Consider the following 22359-nt stretch of genomic DNA (forward strand, 5'->3'; position numbering starts at 1 on the left):
GCTACTCCGGCCCGGCGGCGCTCTGGTCGAACAGGTGGACCGCGGTGCCGTTCGGGTCGAGGAAGGTCGCGCCCTTGCCACCCGGCATGTCGATCTCGCCCTGCCAGTCGAGTTCGGGATGCGACCGCCGGAACTCGTCCACGCTGTCGACGGCGTAGAAACCGCCCGCGCTCCACCGCGCTCCGTCGTCCGGCGGCACGTCGAGCATCAGTTCGACCTCCGTGCCCGGGAGCTTGAACGCCACGGTCTGCTCGCCCTCCCGCCAGGACTCGTCGAAGCCGAGCGTGTCCCGGTAGAAGGCGACCGACTGCTTGATGTCCTTCACGGGTTGGTACAGGAAGGTGAGTTTCATGGCGTGACCGTAAATGGATTACGGGATGCCGTCAACCGGTTATGCTGAGGCCATGCGCGAATGGGTGCCGATCCCGGGTTCGGCCAAGGCCAGGCTCATCGAGGCGGCCATGCACCACTTCGAACTCAGCGGCTACGAGGCGGTCAACGTCGTCGAGCTGGCCGGTAAGGCGAGCGTCACCACCGGCGCGCTGTACCACCACTTCGGCTCGAAGCTCGGCCTCTACCAACTGGTTCGCGAAGACCTGGAGAAGCGGATCGTCGAGCGGATGGAGGGGGCCGCCGCCGCGGCGGGGGAGCGCGGGCACCCCGCGGTGCGGGCGGCGCTGCTGGTGGCCTTCGACGCCGCCGTCCGGTTCACCGTGTGCCGCATCCTCGGCGAGCAACCGCCGGTGGAGCGCGACGACCCGGTCGCCGCGGCACTGCGGCCGTTGCTGACCAAGCACAAGGCGCCCGCCGCGGACATGCTGGCCGCGGCCTGGCGGGCGGCGCTGCTGGTGGTCGCGGGCGGCACGCCCGCCGCAACCGCACGCGCGTCGCTGGCGTTCGTTCTCGACCCCGGAAAGTGAGCGGCTCAGCCGGTTTCGTCGGTGGCCGAGTGCGGGGCGCCGACCGGCTTGGATTCGGGCGAGCCGCGCTGGCGCAGGTAGACCGAGAGCACGGCCATCGAGCCGAGCGCGAGGAATTCGGACTGCCAGTTCTGCAGGGAACGGTTCCAGAAGTCGGGGGAGCCGAGGTAGTCGAACCAGGTGACCGGGTCGGCGAAGGCGAGCAGCTGCTCGGAGTTGTAGGCGGCGAGCCCGGCGACCGACTGCGCGGTCCAGGTGGCCAGGAACAGCACCCCCATCACCAGACCGAGTGAACGGGAGAACACCGCGGTGCGCCAGCCGCCGGCGCGGGCCCAGCTCGGCGAGCGGCTGGTGGCGTGGGCGCCGACGAGCTGGTCGCGGTCGCTTTCGGTGCCGATCCGGCCGGCCGGCTTGGACTCGGGGGAGCCGCGCTGGACCAGGTAGACGGTGGCGACCACGTAGAGCAGGAACTGGAGGTACTCGGACTGCCAGTTCTCGGCCACGTCCACGGCGAAGTCCGCGGAGGTCAGGTACTCGGCCATGCCGACCGGGGCGCCGCCGTCGGCGATCTGGCGCTCGGAGAAGTCGGCGTGCCCGGCGAACGCCTGCCCGGTCAGGGCGAGCAGGAACAGCAGCCCGAACGTGAGGCCGAGTCCGTTGTCGCGCAGGAATCGCCGCATCACGGGCCGCCGATGAGACAGCGGTAGGGGGCCTCCGGCGCGGTGGGGGTGCAGCCGCCGCCGGTGATCCGCCAGCCGTCCTCGTATTCGTGCAGGAACAGGGTTTCCGCCACGGCCTTGGCTTGGGCGTCGGAGCCCCAGACGGTCACCTCGGTGACGCTGCCCGCCGGTGCCCGTACCCCGGGCAGGGCGTCGGGGCAGGTTTCCCGCCCGTGCCGGGTCAGGTCCTCCATCGCGCGGGGTGAGAGCAGGCCGCACGCGGTGGCCGGGTCGGCGTCGAGAAAGCGCTGCGCGGTGTCCCGGACGACGGGATCCGCCGCCGGGGCGCAACCGGTGAGCAGAAGCGCTGCCGCGGCCGGAATCCAGACCCAACGCACGGCTCCGAAACTACTCTCGCCCCGGGAGCGACGCCCGCCGAAGCGCCCGGATCGGTTCACCCGGGTGGGTACACCGCAGAATTTGACTCGTTCCAGACAACGGTCCTAGGGTTTGCGGTGATGTCGGATTTCGAGGCACAGCTGCGGGCTGTCTCGTTGCGCGTGACCCGGCCTCGGCTGGCGGTGCTCGCCGCGCTCCAGGACCACCCGCACGTCGACACGGAAAAAGTGATCGCGCTGGTCCGGGCCGAGCACCCCTCGGTGTCCCACCAGGCGGTCTACGACGTGCTGCGCGCGCTCACCGAGGCCGGTCTCGTGCGGCGCATCCAGCCCGCCGGCGCCACGGCCCGCTACGAAGCCCGTGTCGGCGACAACCACCACCACGTGGTCTGCCGCTCCTGTGGGGCGATCGCGGACGTCGACTGCGCCGTCGGTCCCGCCCCCTGCCTCACCGCCTCGGACGACCACGGGTATGTGATCGACGAGGCGGAGGTCGTCTTCTGGGGCACCTGCCCCGGCTGCGCGGCCGCCAGTTCCCGATGAAACCGCCACTTCGGAAGGAATCAGATGAGCTCCACCCAGGACAACACCCCGGCCAGCGCGCAGGGTGTTGACGAGAAGGCCGCGGCAGGCTGCCCGGTCGCGCACGACTCGGTGACCTCGCACGGCAGTGAGAGCGAGAACCCGGCGATCGACTCGCCGACCGCGAAGACCGGGGGCCGTCCGCGCACGAACCGGGACTGGTGGCCCAACCAGCTCGACCTCTCGGTGTTGCACACGCACTCGGCCAAGGGCAACCCGCTGCGGGAGGACTTCAGCTACCGCGACGAGTTCGCCAAGCTCGACGTCGACGCCCTCAAGCAGGACATCGTCGAGGTGCTCACCACCTCGCAGGACTGGTGGCCCGCCGACTTCGGCCACTACGGCGGCCTGATGATCCGCTTGAGCTGGCACGCCGCGGGCACCTACCGCATCCACGACGGCCGCGGCGGTGCCGGTGACGGCGCCCAGCGCTTCGCCCCGCTCAACAGCTGGCCCGACAACGCCAACCTGGACAAGGCCCGCCGCCTGCTGTGGCCGGTCAAGCAGAAGTACGGCCAGTCGATCTCCTGGGCGGACCTCCTCGTGCTCGCCGGGAACGTGGCACTGGAGTCGATGGGCTTCAAGACCTTCGGCTTCGGTTTCGGCCGCGAGGACGTCTGGGAGCCCGAGGAGATCTTCTGGGGCCCGGAGGACGACTGGCTCGGCGACGAGCGCTACGTCAGTGACTCGGAGATGGCGCCCGAGGTCGGCGCCACCGAGATGGGGCTCATCTACGTCAACCCCGAGGGGCCCCGCGGCAATGCGGACCCGGCCGCCGCGGCCCACTTCATCCGGGAGACCTTCGGCCGGATGGCGATGAACGACGAAGAGACCGTGGCGCTGATCGCCGGTGGCCACACCTTCGGCAAGACCCACGGCGCGGGTGTCGCCGACGACCACGTCGGCCCGGAGCCCGAGGCCGCCCCGCTGGAGGCGCAGGGCCTCGGCTGGCTGAGCACGCACGGCAGCGGCGCGGGCGCCGACGCGATCACCAGCGGTCTCGAGGTGACGTGGACCGACAAGCCGACGCAGTGGAGCAACCGCTTCTTCGAGATCCTCTTCGGCTACGAATGGGAACTCACCACCAGCCCCGGTGGCGCCAAGCAGTACGTCGCCAAGGACGCCGAGGCGATCATCCCGGACGCGCACGACCCGGCCAAGAAGCACAAGCCGACGATGCTCACCACCGATCTGGCGCTCCGGGTGGACCCGACGTACGAGAAGATCTCCCGCCGCTTCCTGGAGAACCCCGACGAGTTCGCACTGGCTTTCGCCAAGGCCTGGTACAAGCTGCTGCACCGCGACATGGGCCCGGTCAGCCGGTTCCTCGGTCCGTGGGTGCCCGAACCGCAGCTGTGGCAGGACCCGGTGCCCGCGGTCGAGGGCGAACTCGTCGGCGACAGCGACATCGCCGCGCTCAAGGCGAAGGTCCTGGACTCCGGCCTGAGCACCGCTCAGCTGGTCACCACCGCCTGGGCCTCGGCCGCGAGCTTCCGCTCCACCGACAAGCGCGGTGGCGCCAACGGCGCGCGCATCCGGCTCGAACCGCAGCGCGGATGGGAGGTCAACCAGCCGGAGGAACTCGCGAAGGTGCTGGAAACCCTCGAAGGCATCCGGCGGGAGTTCAACGACGCGGGTGGCGCGAAGATCTCGCTCGCCGACCTGATCGTGCTGGCGGGCTCGGCCGGGGTCGAGAAGGCGGCGCGTGACGGCGGGTTCGACGTGACCGTGCCGTTCCGCCCCGGCCGTACCGACGCCACCCAGGAGCAGACCGACGTCGAGTCGTTCGCGGTCCTCGAGCCGCGTGCCGACGGGTTCCGCAACTACCTGCGCCGGGGCGAGAAGCTCCAGCCGGAGGTGCTGCTGGTCGAGCGCGCCTACATGCTCGACCTGACCGCGCCCGAGATGACCGTTCTCGTCGGCGGCCTGCGTGCGCTCGGCGCCAACCACGGCGGTGCCGCGCACGGCGTGCTCACCGACCGGCCCGGGGTGCTCAGCAACGACTTCTTCGTCAACCTGCTCTCGCCGGGCACCCGGTGGAAGGGCTCGGAATCCGAGGAGAACGTCTACGAGATCCGCGACTCGGCCACCGACGAGGTGAAGTGGACCGCCACCGCGGTCGACCTCATCTTCGGTTCCAACTCGCAGCTGCGTGCGCTGGCCGAGGTCTACGCCAGCCAGGACGCCCGCGACCGGTTCGTGGCCGACTTCGTCGCGGCCTGGACCAAGGTGATGGAGCTGGACCGGTTCGACCTGGCCTGATCCGGCGGCGCCCGGCCGGTCCGCCGATGACCGGCCGGGCGCCGAACCCGGAGTTTGACCGGTGATCGGCCGGATGCGCGCGGTCAAGGACCAGGACCTGCTCGACCTGGCGCAGCGGTGCCATCCGCAGACGTTGTCGCCGCAGGTGCCGGCCGCCGGCTGGTCATCGCGCCCCGGCACCGCCGAGGATCGCCGCAACGGCCGACTGGCCCTTGGCCCGTGCGTGCGCGAGCGGGGTGACACCGGAGTGGTCGGCGAGGTTCACATCCGCACCGGCCTCGATCAGGATCCGCACGATCTCCTGGTGGGCGGGCCCGCCGTCGCCGAGGATGACGGCTTCGAGCAGGGCCGTCCACCCGGGATTGTTGACGTGGTCGACGTCGATCCCGATTCCCGAGGCGAGCCGCACGTACTCGACGTGACCGCGTTCGGCCGCGGGGATCAGCGACGTGCCGCCGAAGCGGTTGGTGATGGTGAGATCCGGCCGAGCGGACAGCAGCGCCCGCGCCATCGCCACGCTGCCAGTCACGCCGGTGACCAGCCACGGGGTGTCGTGCCGCTGGTCGAGCGCGTCCGGGTCCGCCCCGGCGGCGACCAGCAGCGACGCCACCTCGACCCGGTCGGCGGTGGCGGCGAGCAGCAGCGGGGTGCGGCCCGCCTCGTCACGGACCTCCAGGTCGCTGCCCGCCGCGATGGCCGCGCGGACCACGTTCGTGTCACCGCGTTCGGCGGCGGCCAGCAGGTCGGCGGCCGGTACCGGGGCCGGGTTCGGGTTCGGGGACGGCTGGCTCTCCATCGGGACTCCGGTGGGCTGGGGGCCCGGCGCCTGGGATGAGCAGGCGCCGAGCACGAGGGCGGTGACGAGGGCTGTGACGGCCGCCCTGGCACCGGCGCGCATCAGCGGATGGCCTTCAGGCCCGCGTTCGCGAACTGCTCGTCCAGGTCACCGCTGGGCGCACCGCCCACGCCGATCGCGGCGATCGGGCCGCCGTCGGCGACCACCGGCACCCCACCGGCCAGGAACAGCGTGCCCGGGATGTCCCGCACGCTCGGGCCGTTGCCCTGCGCGTTCTTGGCCAGCGCGGAGGTCGGCTGGCCGAAGGAGACCGCGGTGAAGGCCTTGCGCTTGGCGGACTCCTCGGTCTGCGGGCCCGCGCCGTCGCCCTTGAGCAGCGCGCGCACCGAGCCCGAGCGGTCCAGCACGGCCACGGTGACCCGCTGGCCGTTCTGCTCGGCGGCGTCCAGCGTGGCCTGTGCGGCGCGGATCGCCGCGTCCACGCTGAGCGTGCCGGTCCGCACGACGTTCTGTTCGGCGGCGGGCTGGGGCGCCTGCTCTCCCTGCGCCTGCGCCACGCCGAAACCGGTGGCGATCGCGACGGTCGCCACACCGGCGGTCATGCCGAGTGCGAGCCGGGTGCGCGAGGTGGTTGTTTTCATCGGATGTCCCTTCGTCCGGCGGGTTTTTCCCGCTCTGCCAACACTTTCCCGCGTCGCGGGCCCCGGTGGATCGGGAGCGGGTCGCGTGGTTCGGCGTCGTCCGGGCGACCCGGGCATCATCCGGACGATTGATGCGGCACGGCTGGCCCGTGCTTACGATCACCGGGTCGAGCGGAGGGAGGGAACGGACATGGCAGTGGTCGTGACGGCCGGTGTGCGCAGCGCACGGCTCGACGCCGCCATGCACGCCGGCTTCTTCCTCCTGCTCGCCGCTTCGGTGGCGAGGTTCGTCAGCGCGCACGGCCTGCACGGCGCCACCCCGCTGATCCTCGGTCTCACCGGCGGGCTCGCGGTCGTCTACGCCGCCGGGATGCTGCTGTGGGCCGGTCTCGGCCGGTGGCGGCAGGCCTGGCTGGCGCTGGTGATCGCGGTCTGGCTGGCGCTGGTGGTGGCCGCGCCGAGCTTCGCCTGGTGCTCGGTCCCGCTGTTCTTCGTGTGCCTGCGGTTGCTGCGGCCGCGTGTGGTGATCGTGGTGGCCGTGCTGCTCACCGTCGTGGTGATCCTCGCCCAGTTGCGCATCGCCAGCGGCTTCGACCTCGGCCTGGTGCTCGCCCCGATCGCGGTCGCGCTGATGGCCACGGTCACCTTCCTGCAGCTCGACCGGGCCAGGGCGGAGCAGCAGGAACTCGCCGCCGACCTGCTGCGCACCCGCGACGACCTGGCGGAGAGCCAGCGGGTGGCCGGGGTGGTGGAGGAACGCGAGCGGCTGGCCAGGGAGATCCACGACACCCTCGCCCAGGGCCTGTCCAGCATGCGGATGCTGCTGCAGGCGGCGTTGCGGTCGTGGTCGGCGGAACCGGAGGTGGCCCGCGGGCACGTCACGCGCGCGGTCGAGGCAGCCGGTGACAACCTCGCCGAGGCCCGGCGGTTCGTCCGCGACCTCTCGTCGCCACGGCTCGACGGCTCCGACCTCGCCGGGACGCTGGCCGAACTCGCCGAGCAGGCGGGTTCCGCGGGCGGACCGGTCATCCGGTTCACCACCAGTGGTACCCCGCATGCGCTGGACCCACGGGTGGAAGCCGGTTTGCTGCGGGTGGCCCAGGGAGCGCTGGCGAACGTGACCGAGCACGCCGGTGCGGCCGAGGCCGCGGTGACGCTGACCTATCTCGGTGACGAGGTCGTGCTCGACGTCCGTGACGACGGCTCCGGCTTCGACCCCGACGCGGTGCGGGCCGCCCCGGGACGCGGTTACGGACTGCGGATGATGGCCGAGCGGGTGGCCGCGCTCGGCGGTTCGCTGGTGGTGGAGAGCGCGCCGGGCAAGGGCACCGCGCTCGCGGTCACCGCGCCCGCCGGGGAGGCACGGTGACCATCCGGATCCTGATCGTCGACGACCACCCGGTGGTGCGGGCCGGGCTGGCCGCGCTGCTGGCCGGTGAGCCGGACATGGTGGTGATCGGCGAGTGCGCCGGTGCCGACGAGGCGGTGCGGTTCGCCGCGGCGGAGCGGCCGGACGTGGTGCTGATGGACCTCCAACTCGGCGCGGGCCCGGACGGGGTGGAGGCCACAAAACGGCTCTCCGGCCCACCGGACGCGCCGAGGGTGCTGGTGCTGACCACGTACGACACCGAAGTGGACATCACCAGGGCGATGGCCGCCGGTGCCACCGGGTACCTGCTCAAGGCCGGGCCGCCGGAAGACCTGTTCCGCGGCATCCGCGCGGCGGCGCGCAGTGAGACGGCGCTGGCGCCGCAGGTGGCGGCCCGGCTGGTCGGCCGGATGCGCGCGCCCGTACCGGAGCTGAGCCCGCGGGAGACCGAGATCTGCCGCCTTCTCGCCGAAGGGCTGAGCAACCGGCAGATCGCCGGGCGCCTGTTCATCTCCGAGGCGACGGTGAAAACCCACCTCACCCACATCTACGGCAAGCTCGGCGTGGACAGCAGGGCGGCCGCGGTGGCCGTCGCCGCCGAGCGCCGGATCATCCGGATCGATTCGCGAGAGGCACCACGATGAACGACCTGCTGCTGCGCTCGGTGACACTGCCCGACGGGACCCGGGCGGACATTCAGCTCAGCGCCGGCCGGATCGCCGCGATCGGCGAGGGTCTGACCTCGCCCGGACCGGTCGAGGACTGCGGTGGTGCCTTGGTGCTGCCCGGTTTTGTCGACGCGCACTGCCACGTGGACAAAACGCTGTGGGGTGGCCCGTGGGTGCCGCACTCGGCGGCGGGCGGGCTGGCCGAGGTGATCGCGAACGAGCGCCGCCGCCGGGGTGAGCTGGGGATTCCGTCGCCGGACTACATCGGCGCACTGCTGGACGCGATGATCACGCTCGGCACCACCCACGCCCGCAGCCACGTCGACGTCGATCCCGGCGTCGGGCTCGGCGGGGTGGAGGCGGTGCGGGAGGCGCTGGCGCGGCGGAAGGGCCGGATCGACGTCGAACTGGTCGCCTTCCCGCAGGAAGGACTGCTGAGCAAGCCGGGAACGCTGGCACTGCTGGAGGAAGCGGTGCGGTCCGGGGTGGAGAACATCGGGGGACTGGACCCGGCCGGGATCGACGACGACCCGGTCGGTCAGCTGGACGCGGTGTTCGGCATCGCCGGGCGGTACGGCTGCGGGGTGGACATCCACCTGCACGACGAAGGTCCGCTGGGGGCCTGGCAGTTCGACCTGATCATCGAGCGGACCCGGGCGCTCGGACTGGCCGGCAAGGTCACCATCAGTCATGGATTCGGCCTGTGCGGCGGGATTCCGGCGCAACGCCAGGAACAGCTGGTGGCGGCGATGGCCGAACAGCGGATCAGCCTGGCCACCGTGGCGCCGGTGACCAGGCCGGCGCCACCGCTGCGCCTGATGGCCGCGGCCGGGGCGAACCTGGCCTGCGGCAACGACGGGGTGCGGGACCTGTGGTCGCCCTACGGCACCGGGGACATGCTGGAACGGGCGCTGTTCCTCGCGCAGGGCTGCGGTTTCCGCCGGGACGAGGACATCGAGCTGGCGCTGGACGCGGCCACCCACGGCGGCGCGCGGGCGCTGGGCCTGGCGGACTACGGCGTGGCGGAGGGCAGCGTGGCCGATCTGTGCATTGTGGACGCCCGGGTTCCCGCGGAGGCGGTGGCGGTCCGCCCACCACGCCGCCTGGTCGTCAAGGGCGGCGTGGTGGTGGCGCGGAACGGTCAGCTGGCGGGCTGAACAGCCACCCGCTCACGCGGTGCCGAGGTCCGCAGCAGCAGGAGCAGCGCCGCCGTGGCGACGAAGACGGTGCCGTTGACCAGGTAGAGGCGTTCGGGCGTCCAACCGGCGTCGAGCAGGCTGCCGGCGATGCTCGGCGCGAGCACGGCCCCGGCACGGCCGATGGCCAGGCCGGTGCCGACGCCGGTGGTCCGGATCCCGGGCTCGTAGATGGTCGGCGTGATCGCGTAGAGACCGGCGACGCAGCCGTTGACCACCACGCCGATCAGCGCGGCCACGGTGAACGCCAGTGCCAGCGAGGAAATCGACGCGATGAACACCGCCAGCAGCACCGCGGCCACCACCAGGTAGCCGACCAGCACGTTGCGCAGGGCGAACCGCGCCGCGAGCAGGCCGAGCAGCGCCGCACCGAACATGCCGCCGACGTTGAGCAGGGTTCCACCGGTGATGCCCGCCGTCGCCGACAGGCCCGCCTCGACCAGCAGCGTCGGCGTCCAGCTCGTCACGAAGTAGAAACCGGCCATGATGCAGAAGAACGCGACCCAGAGAAGCAGGGTGTTGCGCCGCAGTTTCGCGGTGAGCAGTTCGCGGTAACCAGCGCCGACGCCCTTCGGCGCCGAGGGCGGCGGGGGAAGCTCGGTGAGCGTGCCGTGGCCCATGCGATCCAGCATCGCGTTGACCCGTTCGAGCGCCCTCTTCGGACGGCGGACCAGGAGGAAGTCCAGCGATTCCGGCAGCCGCCACCACACCAGCGGGATCGACAGCAGGGTGGCGACCCCGCCCACCAGGAAGACCGAGCGCCAGCCGAACTCGCCGATCAGCACGGCGGTGAGCAGCCCGCCGAGCGTGGCGCCCAGCGCGTAGCCGGTGGAGTTCAGGCTCACCGCCAGCCCGCGCCAGCGCGCGGAGGCGTATTCGGCCGAGATGACGTTGCTCGTCGCGAGAATCCCGCCGATGCCGAGGCCGGTCACCGCCCGGAGCGCGCCGAGTTGCAGGGCGGACTGGCTCGCGGCGGAGAGCACCATTCCGGCACCGGCGATGGCGAGGCAGCTCAGGACGACCGGACGGCGGCCGAGCCGGTCGGCCCACGGCGCGACGAACATCGAGCCGGCGCCCATGCCGATCAGGCCCGCGGAGAGCAGCATGCCCAGCTGGGCGCCGTTGAGCCCCCAGTAGGCGGAGACGGACTTGCCGGTGAAGGCCATCACGACCACGTCGAAGCCGTCGAGCATGTTCAGCAGCACGCAGACCGCGACCGCGCCCCATTGGAAGCGTGGCATGGGCTTGTGGTCGAGCAGTTCTCTGAGCGAGCGCGTCGCGGTGACCGGTTCGTCCATGGCAGCACTCCATTGTCGACTGCGGTGGCGGAATTATCGGGCCGGGTGGTTTTCCGGCGAAGGAGACTTCCGAAAAATGGAAGGCTTTCTCGGGGAGTTAGGCCGGGTGGACCCGCACGGGCACGCGACTCCAGCCCTTGAGGGTGTTGTTCAGCTTCGGCACCGGCTCTCCGGCCGGTTCGAGCCGCGAGACACGTTTCGCGAGCGCGGTGAGCACCAGTTCGGCTTCGAGCCGGGCGATCGGCTGCCCGACGCACTGGTGGATGCCCATGCCGAAGGCGACCTGCCCGGCGGTCCCGCGGGTGAGGTCCAGCCGGTCGGCATCCGGCCCCCACGCGCGCGGATCGCGGTTCGCCGAGCCGAGAAAGAGCAGCACCTTTTCCCCGGCGGGGATCCGGGTACCGGCCACCACGACCTCGCGCGTGGTGGTGCGGAAGAAGGTCTGCACCGGTGATTCGTAGCGCAGGCCTTCGTCGAAGGCGAAGCGCGCCAGCGACGGTTTCTCGCGCAGCCGGGCCCACTGCTCCGGATTGGCGCTCAACGCCTGGATCGTGTTGCCGATGCCGTGCACGGTCGTGTCGACCCCGGCCGAGAGCAGCGAGCGGACCAGCATGGGCGCTTGCTCATGGGTGATCTCGCCCCGATCGGCCGCCTCCCACAACCGCGAGCCGAGACCGCCCGGAGCGAGCGCCTCGCGCCGGCAGCTGTCCCAGATCCACTGCCGCACGGGTGCGGCACCGGCCAGCGCCCGGTCGAGAAGGTGGTTGCGCGGGCCGAAGGCGTTGAAGGCCAGCGAGCCGTACGGCAGCAGGTTCTCGCGGCCCTCGGCGGGCAGGCCGACCGCGTCGGGGAACACCTTCAGCGGGTAACGCTCGGCGAGATCGGTGACGACGTCGAACTGCCGCCGTTCGACGAGTTCGTCGACGAGCGCTTCCGCTTCGGCGCGGAACGTTTCACGGAAACCGCGAACGGTGCTCGCCGAGATCACCTTGCCCATCGCGGCCCGGGCCACGGTGTGGTCCGGTGGATCGGCCTCCAGGAGCAGACTCGGTGGCCGCCATGGCTTTTCCCGGTGGAAGTCGGTCAGCCCGGCGCCCCGGCCGGAGCAGAACGTCCCGTGGTCGGTGAGCGACGCCCGCACTTCGGCGTGACGGGCCATCGCCCACACCCGGTAACGCTCGAGGTGGACCACCGGCCCGGCCTCACGAAGGCGCTGGTGCAGGGGATAGGGATCGGCGAGGTTCTCGTCGGCGAACGGATCGAGGGTGGCGACCGCGCTTTCCGGAGCGGACATCGGTTTCTCCTGCGCGGTCAGAGGTCGAGGACCAGTCGGGGGGAACAAGAGCGGGAGACGCAGATCATCATGGTGTCGTCGGCCGCCTGCTCCTCGGCGGTGAGCACCGAGTCGCGGTGATCCGGTTTTCCGGACAGCACAGCGGTTTCGCAGGTACCGCACGTGCCTTCCTGGCAGGAGGACAGCACCGGTACCCCGGATTCCTCGACGACCTCGAGAATGGAGCGGTCGGCGGGAACTTCGAGGACGGAACCGGTCTGCGCCAGCTCGACTTCGAAAGCCGCGCGTGGACCGTCGGCGATTCCTTCCCTGGGGGCAAAACGTTCGACGTGCAGTGCGCCATCGGGCCGGTCCGCACACCGCGCTTCGACGGCGTTGAGCAGAGCCTCCGGCCCGCAGCAGTAGATCGCGGTCTCGACGTCGTCCTCCCCACCGGCCAGCAGAGTCGGCAGGTCGAGCAGCCCGCGTTCGTCCTGCGGAGCGATCTCGGTGTGCTCGGGATACCGGGCTTCGAGTTCGTCGCGGAAGGCCATGGACGCGCGGGTCCGGCCGCCGTAGACGAGGCGCCAGTCGCTGCTGGACGCGGCGACACGCGCGATCATCGGCAGGATCGGCGTGATCCCGATGCCGCCCGCGATGAACAGGTAACGCTTGGCGTCCACCAGCGGGAAGTGGTTGCGCGGCCCCCGGACCCGCAGCCGGGTACCTTCGGCCAGGATGTCGTGCACGTACTGGGAACCCCCGCGCCCGGCCGTTTCCCGGAGCACGGCCACTTGCAACTCCGAGGTGTCCTGCGGGTCGCCGCACAGCGAGTACTGGCGGATGAGGCCGGGTTCCAGCACGAGGTCGAGGTGCGCGCCCGGTTCCCACGCGGGAACGGGGCGCCCGTCCGGATGCCGAAGGGTGAGCCGGACGACGCCTTCGGCGAGGGCTTCCTTGCGTACGAGCACGAGTTCGAAGTCCTGCTCGGGGTTCGCAGCAGTCATCGGGACCTCTCACAGGGGTGGTCGAGCAGCCAGTCCCACAGCTCCACGGGATCTTCGAACTCCCGCTCGGCGGAGCAGTGGCAGACCGCTCGCAGCCGGTCGGTGCCCAGCACCCAGTGGATGCGGTACACCCGATCGCCGGACAGCATCGGCCGGTTCGCGGGAACAGCGGTCATGCCGGGGCCGCCAGGCGCTGGAGCATTCGCCGGGCGGCGAGCCCGCCGGTGTCGATGTTGATCGACAGTTCCTGGTAACCCGCGGGCTCGGTCGCGATGACCTGCTCCAGGACGTCGAGCGCTTCGACGTCCTGGAGAACCACGGTGCGGTTGTTCTCCGCGAGGAATGCCGACACTTCTTCATCGCCCAGGGCGAAGTCACGGGCGACGGCCCAGAAGTCGTGGGTGGAGTGCTCGGTCTCCGGGGTGATCGCGTACACGACTTCGACGTGGAAGGCGTCCGGGTCGCTGCCGTCGGGGCGGGGGACCGAACCGGCGGGTGCGATGCGGCTGTGCAGTTTGTACAGGCACGGCGGGGTGTACTCGATGTCCTGCCAGCGCGCGATCCGGCCGTCCAGGCCGGTCGACTTCGCGTAGAACGGCGGACACTCGGCGTCGTCCATGTGGCGCGAGACGTAGACGATGCCCGCCTCTTCGTCGACCTCCGTGGTGATCGGGGTGGCCGCGACCTCCGGAGTGCCGATGTAGCCGCCGTGCAGGTACGTTTCGTGCGACAGGTCGAGCAGGTTGTCGACCAGCAGCGAATAGCGCGCCTTCAACGGTTCCATGCCGCGAACCGTGGTGTAGTCGGGGGAATCGAGATAGGGCGCCCGCGGGATGCGTGCGGTGTCCGCCTTGACCGGGTCGCCGATGAAGATCCAGATCAGCGAATCCTGCTCGGCCACCGGGTACGTCCGCAGCCGCGCGGTGCGCGGGACGCGGTGCTGGCCCGGCACGGAGACGCACTTGCCGTCGGCGCCGTAGGTGAAGCCGTGGTAACCGCAGACGACCTGATCGTCCACGAGCCGGGAAGGTGCCTGCGAGAGCGGGAAGCGCCGGTGCACGCAGCGATCGGGCATCGCGGTGACCGCGCCTGCCCTGGTGCGCCAGAACAGGACTGGCTCGCCGCAGATGGTGCGGGAGAACAGCTCCCGCGTGATTTCGGTGCTGTACGCGGCGACGTACCACTGGTCCCGCGGAATGCTGGTCATGATCGTTGTCCCCTCGTCGTCGAGGCCGGGAGCGCTTGGCCAGCGTGACGGGGACCACCGGGCGCGCCGAACCGCGTTTCCGAAAATTGGAAGACTTTCCGCGCGCGGTCCGTGGCCGGTCAGCGCGGGGTGGTCAGGGCGCGGGAGATCGCCCGGGCGCTGGTGCGCACCAGCGGGGTGAGGGCGTGCGGCTGGGTGCCGTGGTGGACCACGAGGGAGACCGCGGCGATGACCTGCCCGCAGCCGTCGTCGACCGGCGCGGCGACGGACAGGGAGTCCATCGTGACCTGCCGGTCGCTGATGACGAACCCGCTGGTGCGGACGTCGGCGAGCATCCGGCGCAACTCGGCCGGATCGGTCACCGTTTTCGGGGTGTAGCGCTCGATCGGGTTGCCGAGCACCTCTTCCTGCACCTCGGCCGGGGCGTGGGCGAGCAGGACCAGGCCGACGCCGGTGGCGGTGAGCGCGAAGCGGCCGCCGACCCTGGTCAGCACCGGGACCGCCTCGGAACCGGCGATGCGCTCGATGAACACCACCTCGGTGCCTTCACGGACGGCGAGCTGGACGTTCTCCTTGGTGATCTGGGAGAGGTCTTCGAGAAAGGGGAGTGCGCGCTCCCGCAGCCCCTGCCCGCGCGGGGCCAGCGCGCCGAGTTCCCACAGGCGCAGGCCGACCCGGAACAGCCCGTCGTCACCGCGTTCGACGGCGCCCCAGGCGGCCAGCTCGGTCAGCAGGCGGTGCACAGTGGACAGTGGCATGCCGGCGCGGCGGGCGATGTCGCTGAGCGCGAGCGCCGGTCGCTGCACGCTGAACGCCCCCAGCACCTGGAACGCGCGGCCGACCACGGACCCCGTGGGCCCTGGGCGGCGACCTCCCGGCATCGTGTTCACCCGTTCCCGGCACAGGCGGACACTCGGGCGGGGGCGCGGGTCGGTTCGGTCACGGGCGACAGTTTCGCCGGTGACGGGGAGAAAGGCAAAGCCTTCCGGACCAGGACGTCGCCTGCCGCGTCCACTTCGGACAGCGGACCCGGCCGGACGTGGCGCTTACCTCGCGGCGCGGGCCGCGCGGCCGGACAGCTCGGCGAAGGCCTCGCGCAGGGCAGGTGGGCCGATCACCTCGATCTCGCAGTCGAACCGCGCCAGCGACGCGGCGAGTCCGGCCCAGGACCAGGAACCGGTTGTCAGCCGGGTCCTGGCCGGACCGAGTTCCTCGACGACACCGTCCCCGGCGAACGGGGCCACGTCGGCGGCGGGCAGGCCGAGAACGACCTCACCACGGCACGGCCACGCGTCGGCGTTGTCGGAGCCCTTGAACCGGGCGGAAAGAAAGGCGGCCACGTCACCACCGGGCACCTCGCGGGGCCCGAAGCGCGGGCCGTTGGGCACACGCAGGGTCATCCGATCGGCGCGGTAGATGCGCCAGTCCTCGCGCTCGGGCGCCCAGCCGACGACGTACCAGCGTCCGTGCCGGGCCACGAGGTGGTGGGGCTGCACGCGGCGGGGCGGGCCGTCGTCTTCCGGGCGTCCCGGTGAGCGGTAGTCGAACCGCAGCTCTTCCCCGGCTCGCACGGCGGCGCTCAGCGCGAGCAGCACGTCGATGCCGACCGGCGAACGGACCGAATCGGCGGCGCTGATTTCGAGTGCGTCGACGCGTTGCCGCAACCGTGACGGCATCACCTGGCGCACGGTGGCCAGCGCGCGGGCAGCCGCCTCTTCGATCCCGGCGCCCGTCCCGACAGCCATCCGCAAGGCCACCGCGAGCGCGACAGCCTGCTCTTCGTCGAACAGCAGCGGCGGCACCTGACTGCCCGCTTCGAGCCGGTAGCCGCCGTCAGGCCCCTTCACCGCCTGGATCGGGTAACCGAGTTCGCGCAGCCGATCGACGTCCCGGCGCACCGTGCGCTCGCTGACGCCCAGCCGCTCGGCCAGCAGCATCCCCGGCCAGTCGCGCCGGGCCTGCAACATCGACAGCAGCGACAGCAGCCGGCTCGAGGTGGTGGTCGAAGACGCGGTCGGCATGGGTTTCACCCTGCCACAAGAAGCGGACGTTCCCTGACCGGTACCGATGACACCGTGGCACTCGCCGCCCGGGACCTCCGGCGGTGAACCCCCCCTTTGTGAAGGACCGGACACCATGTCGCTCAACGCTGTTCCCCACCTGAACTTCCGCGGCCAGGCCCGCGAGGCGCTGGAGTTCTACCAGTCGGTGTTCGGCGGGCAGCTCACCGTCGTCACCTACGGAGACTTCGGCATGCCCGCCGAGCTGCCCGGCGCGGCCGACGTCGTGTTCGGCCAGGTCGTGGCCGACAACGGCTTCCGCGTGATGGCCTACGACGTGCCCGGCGAGAACACGCCGGTCGCGCCGGGCGCACCCACCACGCGTCGCGAGAACGGCACCACGATCACCGAAGAGCCGTTCTTCCTCTCCGTGCGCGGCGAGACCGTCGACGAGGTGAGCGGGGTGTGGGAGCGCCTCGCCGACGGCGCGACCGTCATCGAGGCGTTCGGCCCGGCACGGTGGGCGCCCGCGTTCGGCATGCTGGCCGACCGGTTCGGCGTCACCTGGATCGTCGACGTCGCGGCCGAATACGTCCAGTCCTGACGCCCCTTTCCGCCACTGTCGCTTCTGTACAAGACCGCCTCGCCGCTTCGGCCTAGGGTGACCGGGACCTCGCGGCGCCGCCGCACGTTCTGTAGGAGCAGATCTTGACGCGTGAACTGGTTTACACGGGATTCATGTCGCTGGACGGCGTGGTGGACTCGCCCGGCGGTGTGGTGGAGGGGCACCGCAGCGGCGGGTGGGTGATGGAAACGGAGTTCGTGCCCGAGGCGTACTCGCTCAAGGCGGAGGAACTCGAAGAGACCACGGCGCTGATGTTCGGCCGCCGCAGTTATGACGCCTTCGCGCAGACCTGGCCCGCCTCCGAAGACCACGTCGCGTACAAGGAACTGCCGAAGTACGTCGTCTCGACAACGCTGGGCGAGGACGCGCTGGTCGACGGCTGGGGCGAGACCACCATCCTGCGTTCCGCCGACGACGTGGCGAAGCTGAAGGAGTCCGAAGGCGGCCCGATCTTCATCCACGGCAGCGCGGAACTCGCCCGGCGCCTTGGTGAGGCCGGCCTGATCGACCGCTACCACCTGCTGGTGTTCCCGGTGTTGCTGGCCGCGGGCAAGAGCGTGTTCAGCCGGGCCGACCGCGACAAGCAGAATCTGCGGCTGCGGGACTCAGCCGCCTACGCCAACGGTGTGGTCAAGCTGATCTACGACGTGGTGCGCTGACGCCGGGTCCAGTGCGATCGCGCCGCCCTCGCCGTCGCGCAGTTGTTGCGCGGTACGCCCGACGTACCGCCGCAGCGCGCGGGCGAGGTGCGGCTCGTCGTAGTAACCGCACCGGACGATCACGTCGGCGGTGGTGCCGCCGGAGGCCAGCAGCACCGCGGCCGAGCGCACGCGTTCGATCTGCCGGACGGCCCCGCGGGTGAGGCCGGTGGCCGTCCGGAATCGCCGCTCCATCGTGCGGTCCGACACCGGCGGCCGGCGACCCCGGTGGGCCTCGGTGACCAGCGGATCGCGGACGATCACCCCACTGCGGACGAGCCGGGCGACCAGCGCCTCGGCGTCGTCGGCGCCGGGCATCTCCCAATGGCCGCCGTCGAGCCAGAACCTCCGGCCGGTCACGTCGGGCAGGACGATCCCGCCGTCGACCACGGAACTGGCCGGGACCGCGCGCAGTGCGGTGCCGACGGCGAACTGGATGCCGACGAAGGTCGCGTCCTCGGGCACCGGGGCGGTGCCGGTCCGTGTCTCCGGTCCGGTGGCGGCCGCGTACATTTCGCCCCGCTGCCGCCAGAACACCAGCCCCCACGTCTCGCTCGCCACCGAGGTCATCTCCGAGACCTGCTCGCTGCGGCACGTCCACACCGTGTCGACCCACGCCGAATCCGACGCGCGTGTCTCGAACCGCAGCCCCATGGCCGCTCATCGTAGGAGCACTCGGGAGTGTCAGCGACCAAAGTCCCCACCGGCTGGTGACGCCGGTCCCTGGTGCCGCGCGGTCGCGCGGACGAGGGTGGCAGGCGGAAACGGCCCCATGGCCGGACGCCGGGAGGGCGCGGATGAACACCATGAAGAGCAGGCCGCTCGTGGCCGGAGTGGACGGATCACCGTCGGCGTTGCACGCCGTGCGCTGGGCGGCCGAGGAAGCCGGACGACGCGGGAAGCCGCTGCGCCTGCTCCACGCGTGCTTCATCCCGCCGGTCCCACCACGGGTTCCGGTGGCGCTCCCGCGCGAGTACCGCGACGCACTGGTGGAGCAGGGGCACGACTGGCTGACCGAAGCCGCCGCCGCCGCGCGGGAGGCGGCCCCGGGCGTCGAGGTGGAGACCGAACTGCGGACCGGGATCGCCACCGAACTGCTCGTCACCGAGTCGGCACAGGCGGAACTGGTCGTGCTCGGCTCACGCGGTTTGGGCGGGTTCAGCGGGTTGCTGGTGGGTTCGGTCGCGGTCGCGCTGGGACACCACGGGCACTGTCCGGTGGTGATCGTGCGCGGCCGGACGCCGGAATCGGCACCGCCGGCCAGCGGTCCCGTGGTGGTCGGCGTGGACAACTCAGCCAACTGCGATGACGCGATCGACTTCGCGTTCGCGGCCGCCGCGTTGCGCCGGGTCCCACTGGTCGCGGTGCACGCCTGGAACGATCTTTCGCTCGATCGGGGCTGGCCACTGCTGCCGGCGCAGTTGGACTTCAGACTGATCCAGGACGAAGAAGCACGCGGGCTCAGCGAGCACCTGGCCGCGTGGCGGGACAAGTACCAGGACGTCGAGGTGATCGAGCGTCCGGTGCGTGACCGGCCCGCCCGTGCCCTGCTCAAGGCCGCCGAGGACGCGCGGCTGCTCGTGGTCGGCTCGCACGGGCGCGGCGGGTTCGCCGGTATGTGGCTCGGCTCGACCAGCCAGACGCTGCTGCACCACAGCAGTTGCCCGGTCGCGGTGATCCGGCCGGCGAGCGATCGCCGACAACGGTGAAGGGATGGCGATGAAAGTGGCCCCAACGGGAAACCAGCCGGTACTGGTGGCGGTCGACGGTTCGGAGTCGGCGCTCGCGGCCGCGCGGTGGGCCGCGCGGGAGGCCGCTCGCCTGCACGCGCCGTTGCTGGTCGTCAGTGCCTACGGCCTGGAAGACGCGTCGTTCGCGGCGCCGCTGTACCCGCCGACGGAGTGGGTCGACGCGCAGAAGGAAGCAGCCGAGCGTGTGGTCGCCACGGCGGTCGCGGCCGCGAAGGAGATCGAACCGGCGGTCTCCGCCGAGACCCGCGTGAGTCCGCAGGGCTCGGTGGCCGCGCTGCGGGAGTTGTCGGGCGAGGCGCGGTTGCTGGTGCTGGGGGAGCCGCGTGGCGCGGTGAGCGGCCTGATCGTGGGGTCCACGTCGATCCCGGTGCTCGCCGCGGCCGACTGCCCGGTCGTGGTGGTGCGCGGCCGGGACGGGGGACGGCCGGAAGGTCCCGTGGTGGTCGGCGTCGACGGCAGCACCAACAGCGAAGCCGCCATCGCGCAGGCGTTCGCCGCGGCGTCGGTCCGGCAGGTCCCGCTGGTCGCCGTGCACACCTGGCACGACGGCGACACCGAGGTCCTGTTCAGCCGCAGCCGCGTCGAGTTCGACTGGGAGCCGGTGAACGACGCCGAACAGCGGGTGCTCGCCGAACGCCTCGCGGGCTGGCGGGAGCAGTACCCGGACGTCACCGTGGAGCAGGTCGTGCAGCAGGACAAGCCGCGGCACCGGCTGCTCGAATGGAGTGCGAAGGCGTGCCTGGTGGTGGTCGGCACTCGTGGGCGTGGCGGTTTCGCCGGCCTGGTGCTGGGTTCCACCAGCCAGGCGCTGGCCCACCACGCCGACTGCCCGGTGCTCGTGGTGCGCCCGGAAACCGGGAACTCGTGATGAGCGGGGCCCTTCCGACCGAACTGGACCAGGCGCTGAACGCCGCGACCCGGGCGCCGTCACCACACAACACGCAGCCGTGGTCGTTCGGTGTCGACGGCGACCGCGTGACGCTGTGGCTGGACCGCGAGCGCGTGCTCACGGTCGCCGATCCCGAGGCCAGGCAAGCGCGCCTGTCCTGTGGCGCGGCCCTGTTCAACCTGCGGCTTTCCCTGCGTTCGAACGGTTGTGAGCCGGCGGTGCGGCTGGTGCCCGATCCGGCCCGGCCCGATCTGCTCGCCGAGGTCCACGTCGAGGGCCAGCGCAGATCGACCCTGGACGAGCGGAAGCTCGCGCAGTCGATCTTCCACCGGCACACCAACCGGCGGCCGTTCCTGGACCGGGCGGTGCCGCCCGGAGTGCGGTCGGCGCTCAACGCGGCGGCGCTGGGCGAGGGCGGCAGGCTGGAGCACCTCGAACCGTCCGGCCGGTACGACGCGGTGGCCGCACTGGCGCGGCGCGCGGAATTCCTCCAGGCCGGCGACGACTCGTTCCGCGAGGAGTCGGCCCGGTGGACCGGACGGCCGCCGGGGAGCGTGGACGGCGTGCCGCTCACGTCGGCGGCGCCACCGGCCGGGCAGGCCGGTGCGTTGCCGCAGCGCGCGTCGCACACCAATCCGGCGCTGCCACCCCGTTCGTTCGAACAGCAGCCGCTGCTGGTGGCGGTGCTCTCCGGCGGGCAGGGCGCGCTGGCCGACCTGCACGGCGGCATGGTCATGCAGGCGGTGCTGCTCACGGCCACTTCGCTCGGCCTGGCGACGTCGTTCCTGTCCCAGCCGTTCGAGACGCCGGAAACCCGCAGCGCCATCGAGCAACTGTTCCGCGACGCCGGTCAGGTGCACACCCTGCTCCGCGTCGGCTACGGCTACCCGACCCCGCTGACCGCCCGGCGGCCCGTGGCCAGCGCCTCGGTGGGGGACAGCTAGTTCCGCAGTTGTTCCCAGCGGGGCAGCAACATGAAGATCAGGGCGCAGGCGAGCACGATGCGCGCCGCGATGACACCGCCGTTGACCTCACCCATCAAGCCGGCCACGACCTGCACCACCACGCACACCGCCAGCAGGGTCACGCCCCACCGGCGCCAGAACCACAGGCCGGTCAGCGCGGCCGCCTCGCCGAGCAGCGCGACCATGCCCAGCACGACCGGGACCGTCAGCATCTGGCCGTGCTCCAGTCTGTCGGCCGCGTGCACGGCCAGCAGCACGCCGACGGTCACCACGGCCGCGCTGTAACCCGACAACCACAGCGTCAACGCCACCCCGCGCCGCGCGGGCACCTTCTCCTCGACCACGTTCACCGCTCCCAGCCGCACCGACCCCACCACCGAATGCGGCGGGCACCACGCTGAGACGTCGCGACGCCCCGATCCGCTCCCACGCTCACTGGATGATCAATGAGGGAGAGAAGGCCGTGTATTGGCTCGCATTGAGGACGCAGGGGCTTTGCAGGACGGGTGAGCCGGGGCCGAGGTTCACGTCGAGGGTCACCGCGAAGGCGTCGATCGAAACGGTGAGCAGCTGGCCCATCGCGCCCGCGGTGATGGCGGGAATCGTGGTGCCCGGGGCCTGGTACGCCGTGAGCACGAGGTGATCCGGGGGAACGGGCAACAGCTGGTACGGCGATACCACGGTCATGCCGATCGCGCTCGGGGTTCCGCCCCGCACACCGATCGTGAGGCCGTCGGTGGCGCGGAATCCCTCGACGATCCCCTGATAGACCTGGACGATTTCGCGCGGGATGACCACATGTGCGGTGAGCGCGGAAAATTGCACCGTCTCTCCCGCGGCCACCGAACTCGGGCCCTCGAGGTAGGCACTGGCGTACACGGGGTAGTCGCCGATACCGGGAAGGTCACAGGTCAGGCCGAGGTTGCCGGTATAGAACTGCTGGTACTCCGGAGCGGCCTCGGCACTGGTCGCGCCAAGAGAGGCGGCCACGGTCATGACGGCCACGAGGAACCGCCGGAATTTCGGCGCCATGGCGCACCTCCTCGCGGGGGCACCTGCTCGGTGCGGACACCGAGCAGGTTAGGAGCACGCGAACCCGCGATTCAAGGCACGACGAGGAAAACTGAGCGCGGATGCGCATCCCCGCCGGTGTGT

The 22359-nt window shown here is 71.4% G+C and carries 26 protein-coding genes; 11 read left to right on the plus strand and 15 right to left on the minus strand.

The genetic code is table 11. The features are described from left to right. Nucleotide 1 precedes the first annotated feature (1 nt). The gene (locus YIM_RS23845) at nt 2-352 is read right to left on the minus strand and encodes a VOC family protein (protein WP_153032455.1); all 351 of its coding nucleotides are present in this window, start codon (nt 350-352) and stop codon (nt 2-4) included. A gap of 52 nt (nt 353-404) precedes the next feature. Between YIM_RS23845 and YIM_RS23850 the strand changes: the two genes are divergently transcribed. Then, nucleotides 405-920, plus strand: a complete 516-nt coding sequence (locus tag YIM_RS23850) for a TetR/AcrR family transcriptional regulator (RefSeq protein WP_153032456.1) — start codon at nt 405-407, stop codon at nt 918-920. Between the two features lie 5 nt (nt 921-925). On the opposite strand, the gene YIM_RS23855 is transcribed toward YIM_RS23850, so the two are convergent. Both YIM_RS23855 and YIM_RS23860 read right to left on the minus strand, forming a co-directional pair. Further along, entirely contained in the window at nt 926-1600 is a 675-nt protein-coding gene (locus YIM_RS23855; RefSeq protein WP_153037203.1) for a DUF6766 family protein, read from the minus strand. Continuing rightward, nucleotides 1600-1977: a hypothetical protein gene (locus YIM_RS23860; RefSeq protein WP_153032457.1), complete on the minus strand. Its 378-nt coding sequence runs from the start codon at nt 1975-1977 to the stop codon at nt 1600-1602. The genes YIM_RS23855 and YIM_RS23860 overlap by 1 nt, the downstream gene beginning before the upstream one ends. Nucleotides 1978-2097: 120 nt before the next feature. Between YIM_RS23860 and YIM_RS23865 the strand changes: the two genes are divergently transcribed. Then, a complete protein-coding gene (locus YIM_RS23865) occupies nt 2098-2520 on the plus strand; it encodes a Fur family transcriptional regulator (RefSeq protein ID WP_153032458.1) in 423 nt (140 codons plus the stop codon). A 24-nt stretch (nt 2521-2544) separates the two neighbouring features. Continuing rightward, entirely contained in the window at nt 2545-4821 is a 2277-nt protein-coding gene (gene katG / locus YIM_RS23870) for a catalase/peroxidase HPI (protein WP_153032459.1), read from the plus strand. Between the two features lie 163 nt (nt 4822-4984). Here katG and YIM_RS23875 read toward each other — a convergent pair whose 3' ends face one another. Further along, nucleotides 4985-5617, minus strand: coding sequence for an ankyrin repeat domain-containing protein (locus YIM_RS23875; protein ID WP_153032460.1), 633 nt, complete (start codon nt 5615-5617; stop codon nt 4985-4987). A gap of 101 nt (nt 5618-5718) precedes the next feature. After that, nucleotides 5719-6258, minus strand: a complete 540-nt coding sequence (locus YIM_RS23880; RefSeq protein ID WP_153032461.1) for a heme-binding protein — start codon at nt 6256-6258, stop codon at nt 5719-5721. Between the two features lie 190 nt (nt 6259-6448). Here YIM_RS23880 and YIM_RS23885 point away from each other — a divergent pair, with 190 nt between their 5' ends. The 3 genes from YIM_RS23885 to YIM_RS23895 are packed head-to-tail and all read left to right on the plus strand — an operon-like array spanning nt 6449 to nt 9452. Continuing rightward, on the plus strand, nt 6449-7627 hold the full coding sequence (locus YIM_RS23885; RefSeq protein ID WP_153032462.1) for a sensor histidine kinase: 1179 nt from the start codon (nt 6449-6451) through the stop codon (nt 7625-7627). Beyond that, nucleotides 7624-8271: a response regulator transcription factor gene (locus YIM_RS23890; RefSeq protein ID WP_153032463.1), complete on the plus strand. Its 648-nt coding sequence runs from the start codon at nt 7624-7626 to the stop codon at nt 8269-8271. The genes YIM_RS23885 and YIM_RS23890 overlap by 4 nt, the downstream gene beginning before the upstream one ends. Further along, on the plus strand, nt 8268-9452 hold the full coding sequence (locus tag YIM_RS23895; RefSeq protein ID WP_153032464.1) for an amidohydrolase: 1185 nt from the start codon (nt 8268-8270) through the stop codon (nt 9450-9452). Before YIM_RS23890 ends, YIM_RS23895 begins: the two co-directional genes overlap by 4 nt. Here YIM_RS23895 and YIM_RS23900 read toward each other — a convergent pair. The 7 genes from YIM_RS23900 to YIM_RS23930 all read right to left on the minus strand — a co-directional run bounded on the left by YIM_RS23900 (nt 9437) and on the right by YIM_RS23930 (nt 16297). After that, nucleotides 9437-10789 (minus strand): MFS transporter, encoded by a 1353-nt coding sequence (locus YIM_RS23900; protein WP_153032465.1) that lies wholly within the window; start codon nt 10787-10789, stop codon nt 9437-9439. The two genes, YIM_RS23895 and YIM_RS23900, sit on opposite strands and share 16 nt — an antisense overlap. A 97-nt stretch (nt 10790-10886) precedes the next feature. Beyond that, nucleotides 10887-12083, minus strand: coding sequence for a cytochrome P450 (locus YIM_RS23905; protein WP_153032466.1), 1197 nt, complete (start codon nt 12081-12083; stop codon nt 10887-10889). Between the two features lie 17 nt (nt 12084-12100). After that, entirely contained in the window at nt 12101-13069 is a 969-nt protein-coding gene (locus tag YIM_RS23910) for a PDR/VanB family oxidoreductase (protein ID WP_153032467.1), read from the minus strand. Further along, the gene (locus YIM_RS23915; RefSeq protein WP_153032468.1) at nt 13066-13245 is read right to left on the minus strand and encodes a hypothetical protein; all 180 of its coding nucleotides are present in this window, start codon (nt 13243-13245) and stop codon (nt 13066-13068) included. The genes YIM_RS23910 and YIM_RS23915 overlap by 4 nt, the downstream gene beginning before the upstream one ends. Next, nucleotides 13242-14276, minus strand: a complete 1035-nt coding sequence (locus tag YIM_RS23920) for an aromatic ring-hydroxylating dioxygenase subunit alpha (protein WP_153032469.1) — start codon at nt 14274-14276, stop codon at nt 13242-13244. Before YIM_RS23920 ends, YIM_RS23915 begins: the two co-directional genes overlap by 4 nt. A 119-nt stretch (nt 14277-14395) precedes the next feature. Further along, complete coding sequence (locus YIM_RS23925) at nt 14396-15157, minus strand: IclR family transcriptional regulator (RefSeq protein ID WP_153032470.1); 762 nt, start codon at nt 15155-15157, stop codon at nt 14396-14398. A 165-nt stretch (nt 15158-15322) separates the two neighbouring features. Beyond that, a complete protein-coding gene (locus tag YIM_RS23930; protein WP_153032471.1) occupies nt 15323-16297 on the minus strand; it encodes a YafY family protein in 975 nt (324 codons plus the stop codon). Between the two features lie 115 nt (nt 16298-16412). Between YIM_RS23930 and YIM_RS23935 the strand changes: the two genes are divergently transcribed. Then, nucleotides 16413-16880 (plus strand): VOC family protein, encoded by a 468-nt coding sequence (locus YIM_RS23935; protein WP_153032472.1) that lies wholly within the window; start codon nt 16413-16415, stop codon nt 16878-16880. 134 nt (nt 16881-17014) lie between these two features. Continuing rightward, the gene (locus YIM_RS23940; RefSeq protein WP_255463075.1) at nt 17015-17560 is read left to right on the plus strand and encodes a dihydrofolate reductase family protein; all 546 of its coding nucleotides are present in this window, start codon (nt 17015-17017) and stop codon (nt 17558-17560) included. Here YIM_RS23940 and YIM_RS23945 read toward each other — a convergent pair. After that, a complete protein-coding gene (locus YIM_RS23945) occupies nt 17507-18253 on the minus strand; it encodes a helix-turn-helix domain-containing protein (RefSeq protein WP_153032474.1) in 747 nt (248 codons plus the stop codon). The two genes, YIM_RS23940 and YIM_RS23945, sit on opposite strands and share 54 nt — an antisense overlap. A 143-nt stretch (nt 18254-18396) precedes the next feature. On the opposite strand from YIM_RS23945, the gene YIM_RS23950 reads away from it, so the two are divergent. From YIM_RS23950 to YIM_RS23960, 3 genes are read left to right on the plus strand one after another with little or no spacing between them, the layout of a single operon-like run. After that, nucleotides 18397-19308 carry a universal stress protein gene (locus tag YIM_RS23950; protein WP_153032475.1) on the plus strand — a complete coding sequence of 304 codons (912 nt, stop codon included), beginning with the start codon at nt 18397-18399 and terminating at the stop codon, nt 19306-19308. Nucleotides 19309-19312: 4 nt separating this feature from the next. Next, nucleotides 19313-20218 carry a universal stress protein gene (locus YIM_RS23955; RefSeq protein ID WP_228004939.1) on the plus strand — a complete coding sequence of 302 codons (906 nt, stop codon included), beginning with the start codon at nt 19313-19315 and terminating at the stop codon, nt 20216-20218. Beyond that, the gene (locus YIM_RS23960) at nt 20218-21183 is read left to right on the plus strand and encodes a hypothetical protein (protein WP_153032476.1); all 966 of its coding nucleotides are present in this window, start codon (nt 20218-20220) and stop codon (nt 21181-21183) included. The genes YIM_RS23955 and YIM_RS23960 overlap by 1 nt, the downstream gene beginning before the upstream one ends. Here YIM_RS23960 and YIM_RS23965 read toward each other — a convergent pair. Beyond that, nucleotides 21180-21569, minus strand: a complete 390-nt coding sequence (locus YIM_RS23965) for a hypothetical protein (RefSeq protein ID WP_153032477.1) — start codon at nt 21567-21569, stop codon at nt 21180-21182. The genes YIM_RS23960 and YIM_RS23965 overlap by 4 nt on opposite strands. Before the next feature lie 67 nt (nt 21570-21636). Next, entirely contained in the window at nt 21637-22236 is a 600-nt protein-coding gene (locus YIM_RS23970; RefSeq protein ID WP_153032478.1) for a DUF6801 domain-containing protein, read from the minus strand. Between the last annotated feature and the right edge of the window lie 123 nt (nt 22237-22359).

Origin of the sequence: Amycolatopsis sp. YIM 10, assembly GCF_009429145.1 — a bacterium.
Taxonomy (GTDB): Bacteria; Actinomycetota; Actinomycetes; order Mycobacteriales; family Pseudonocardiaceae; genus Amycolatopsis.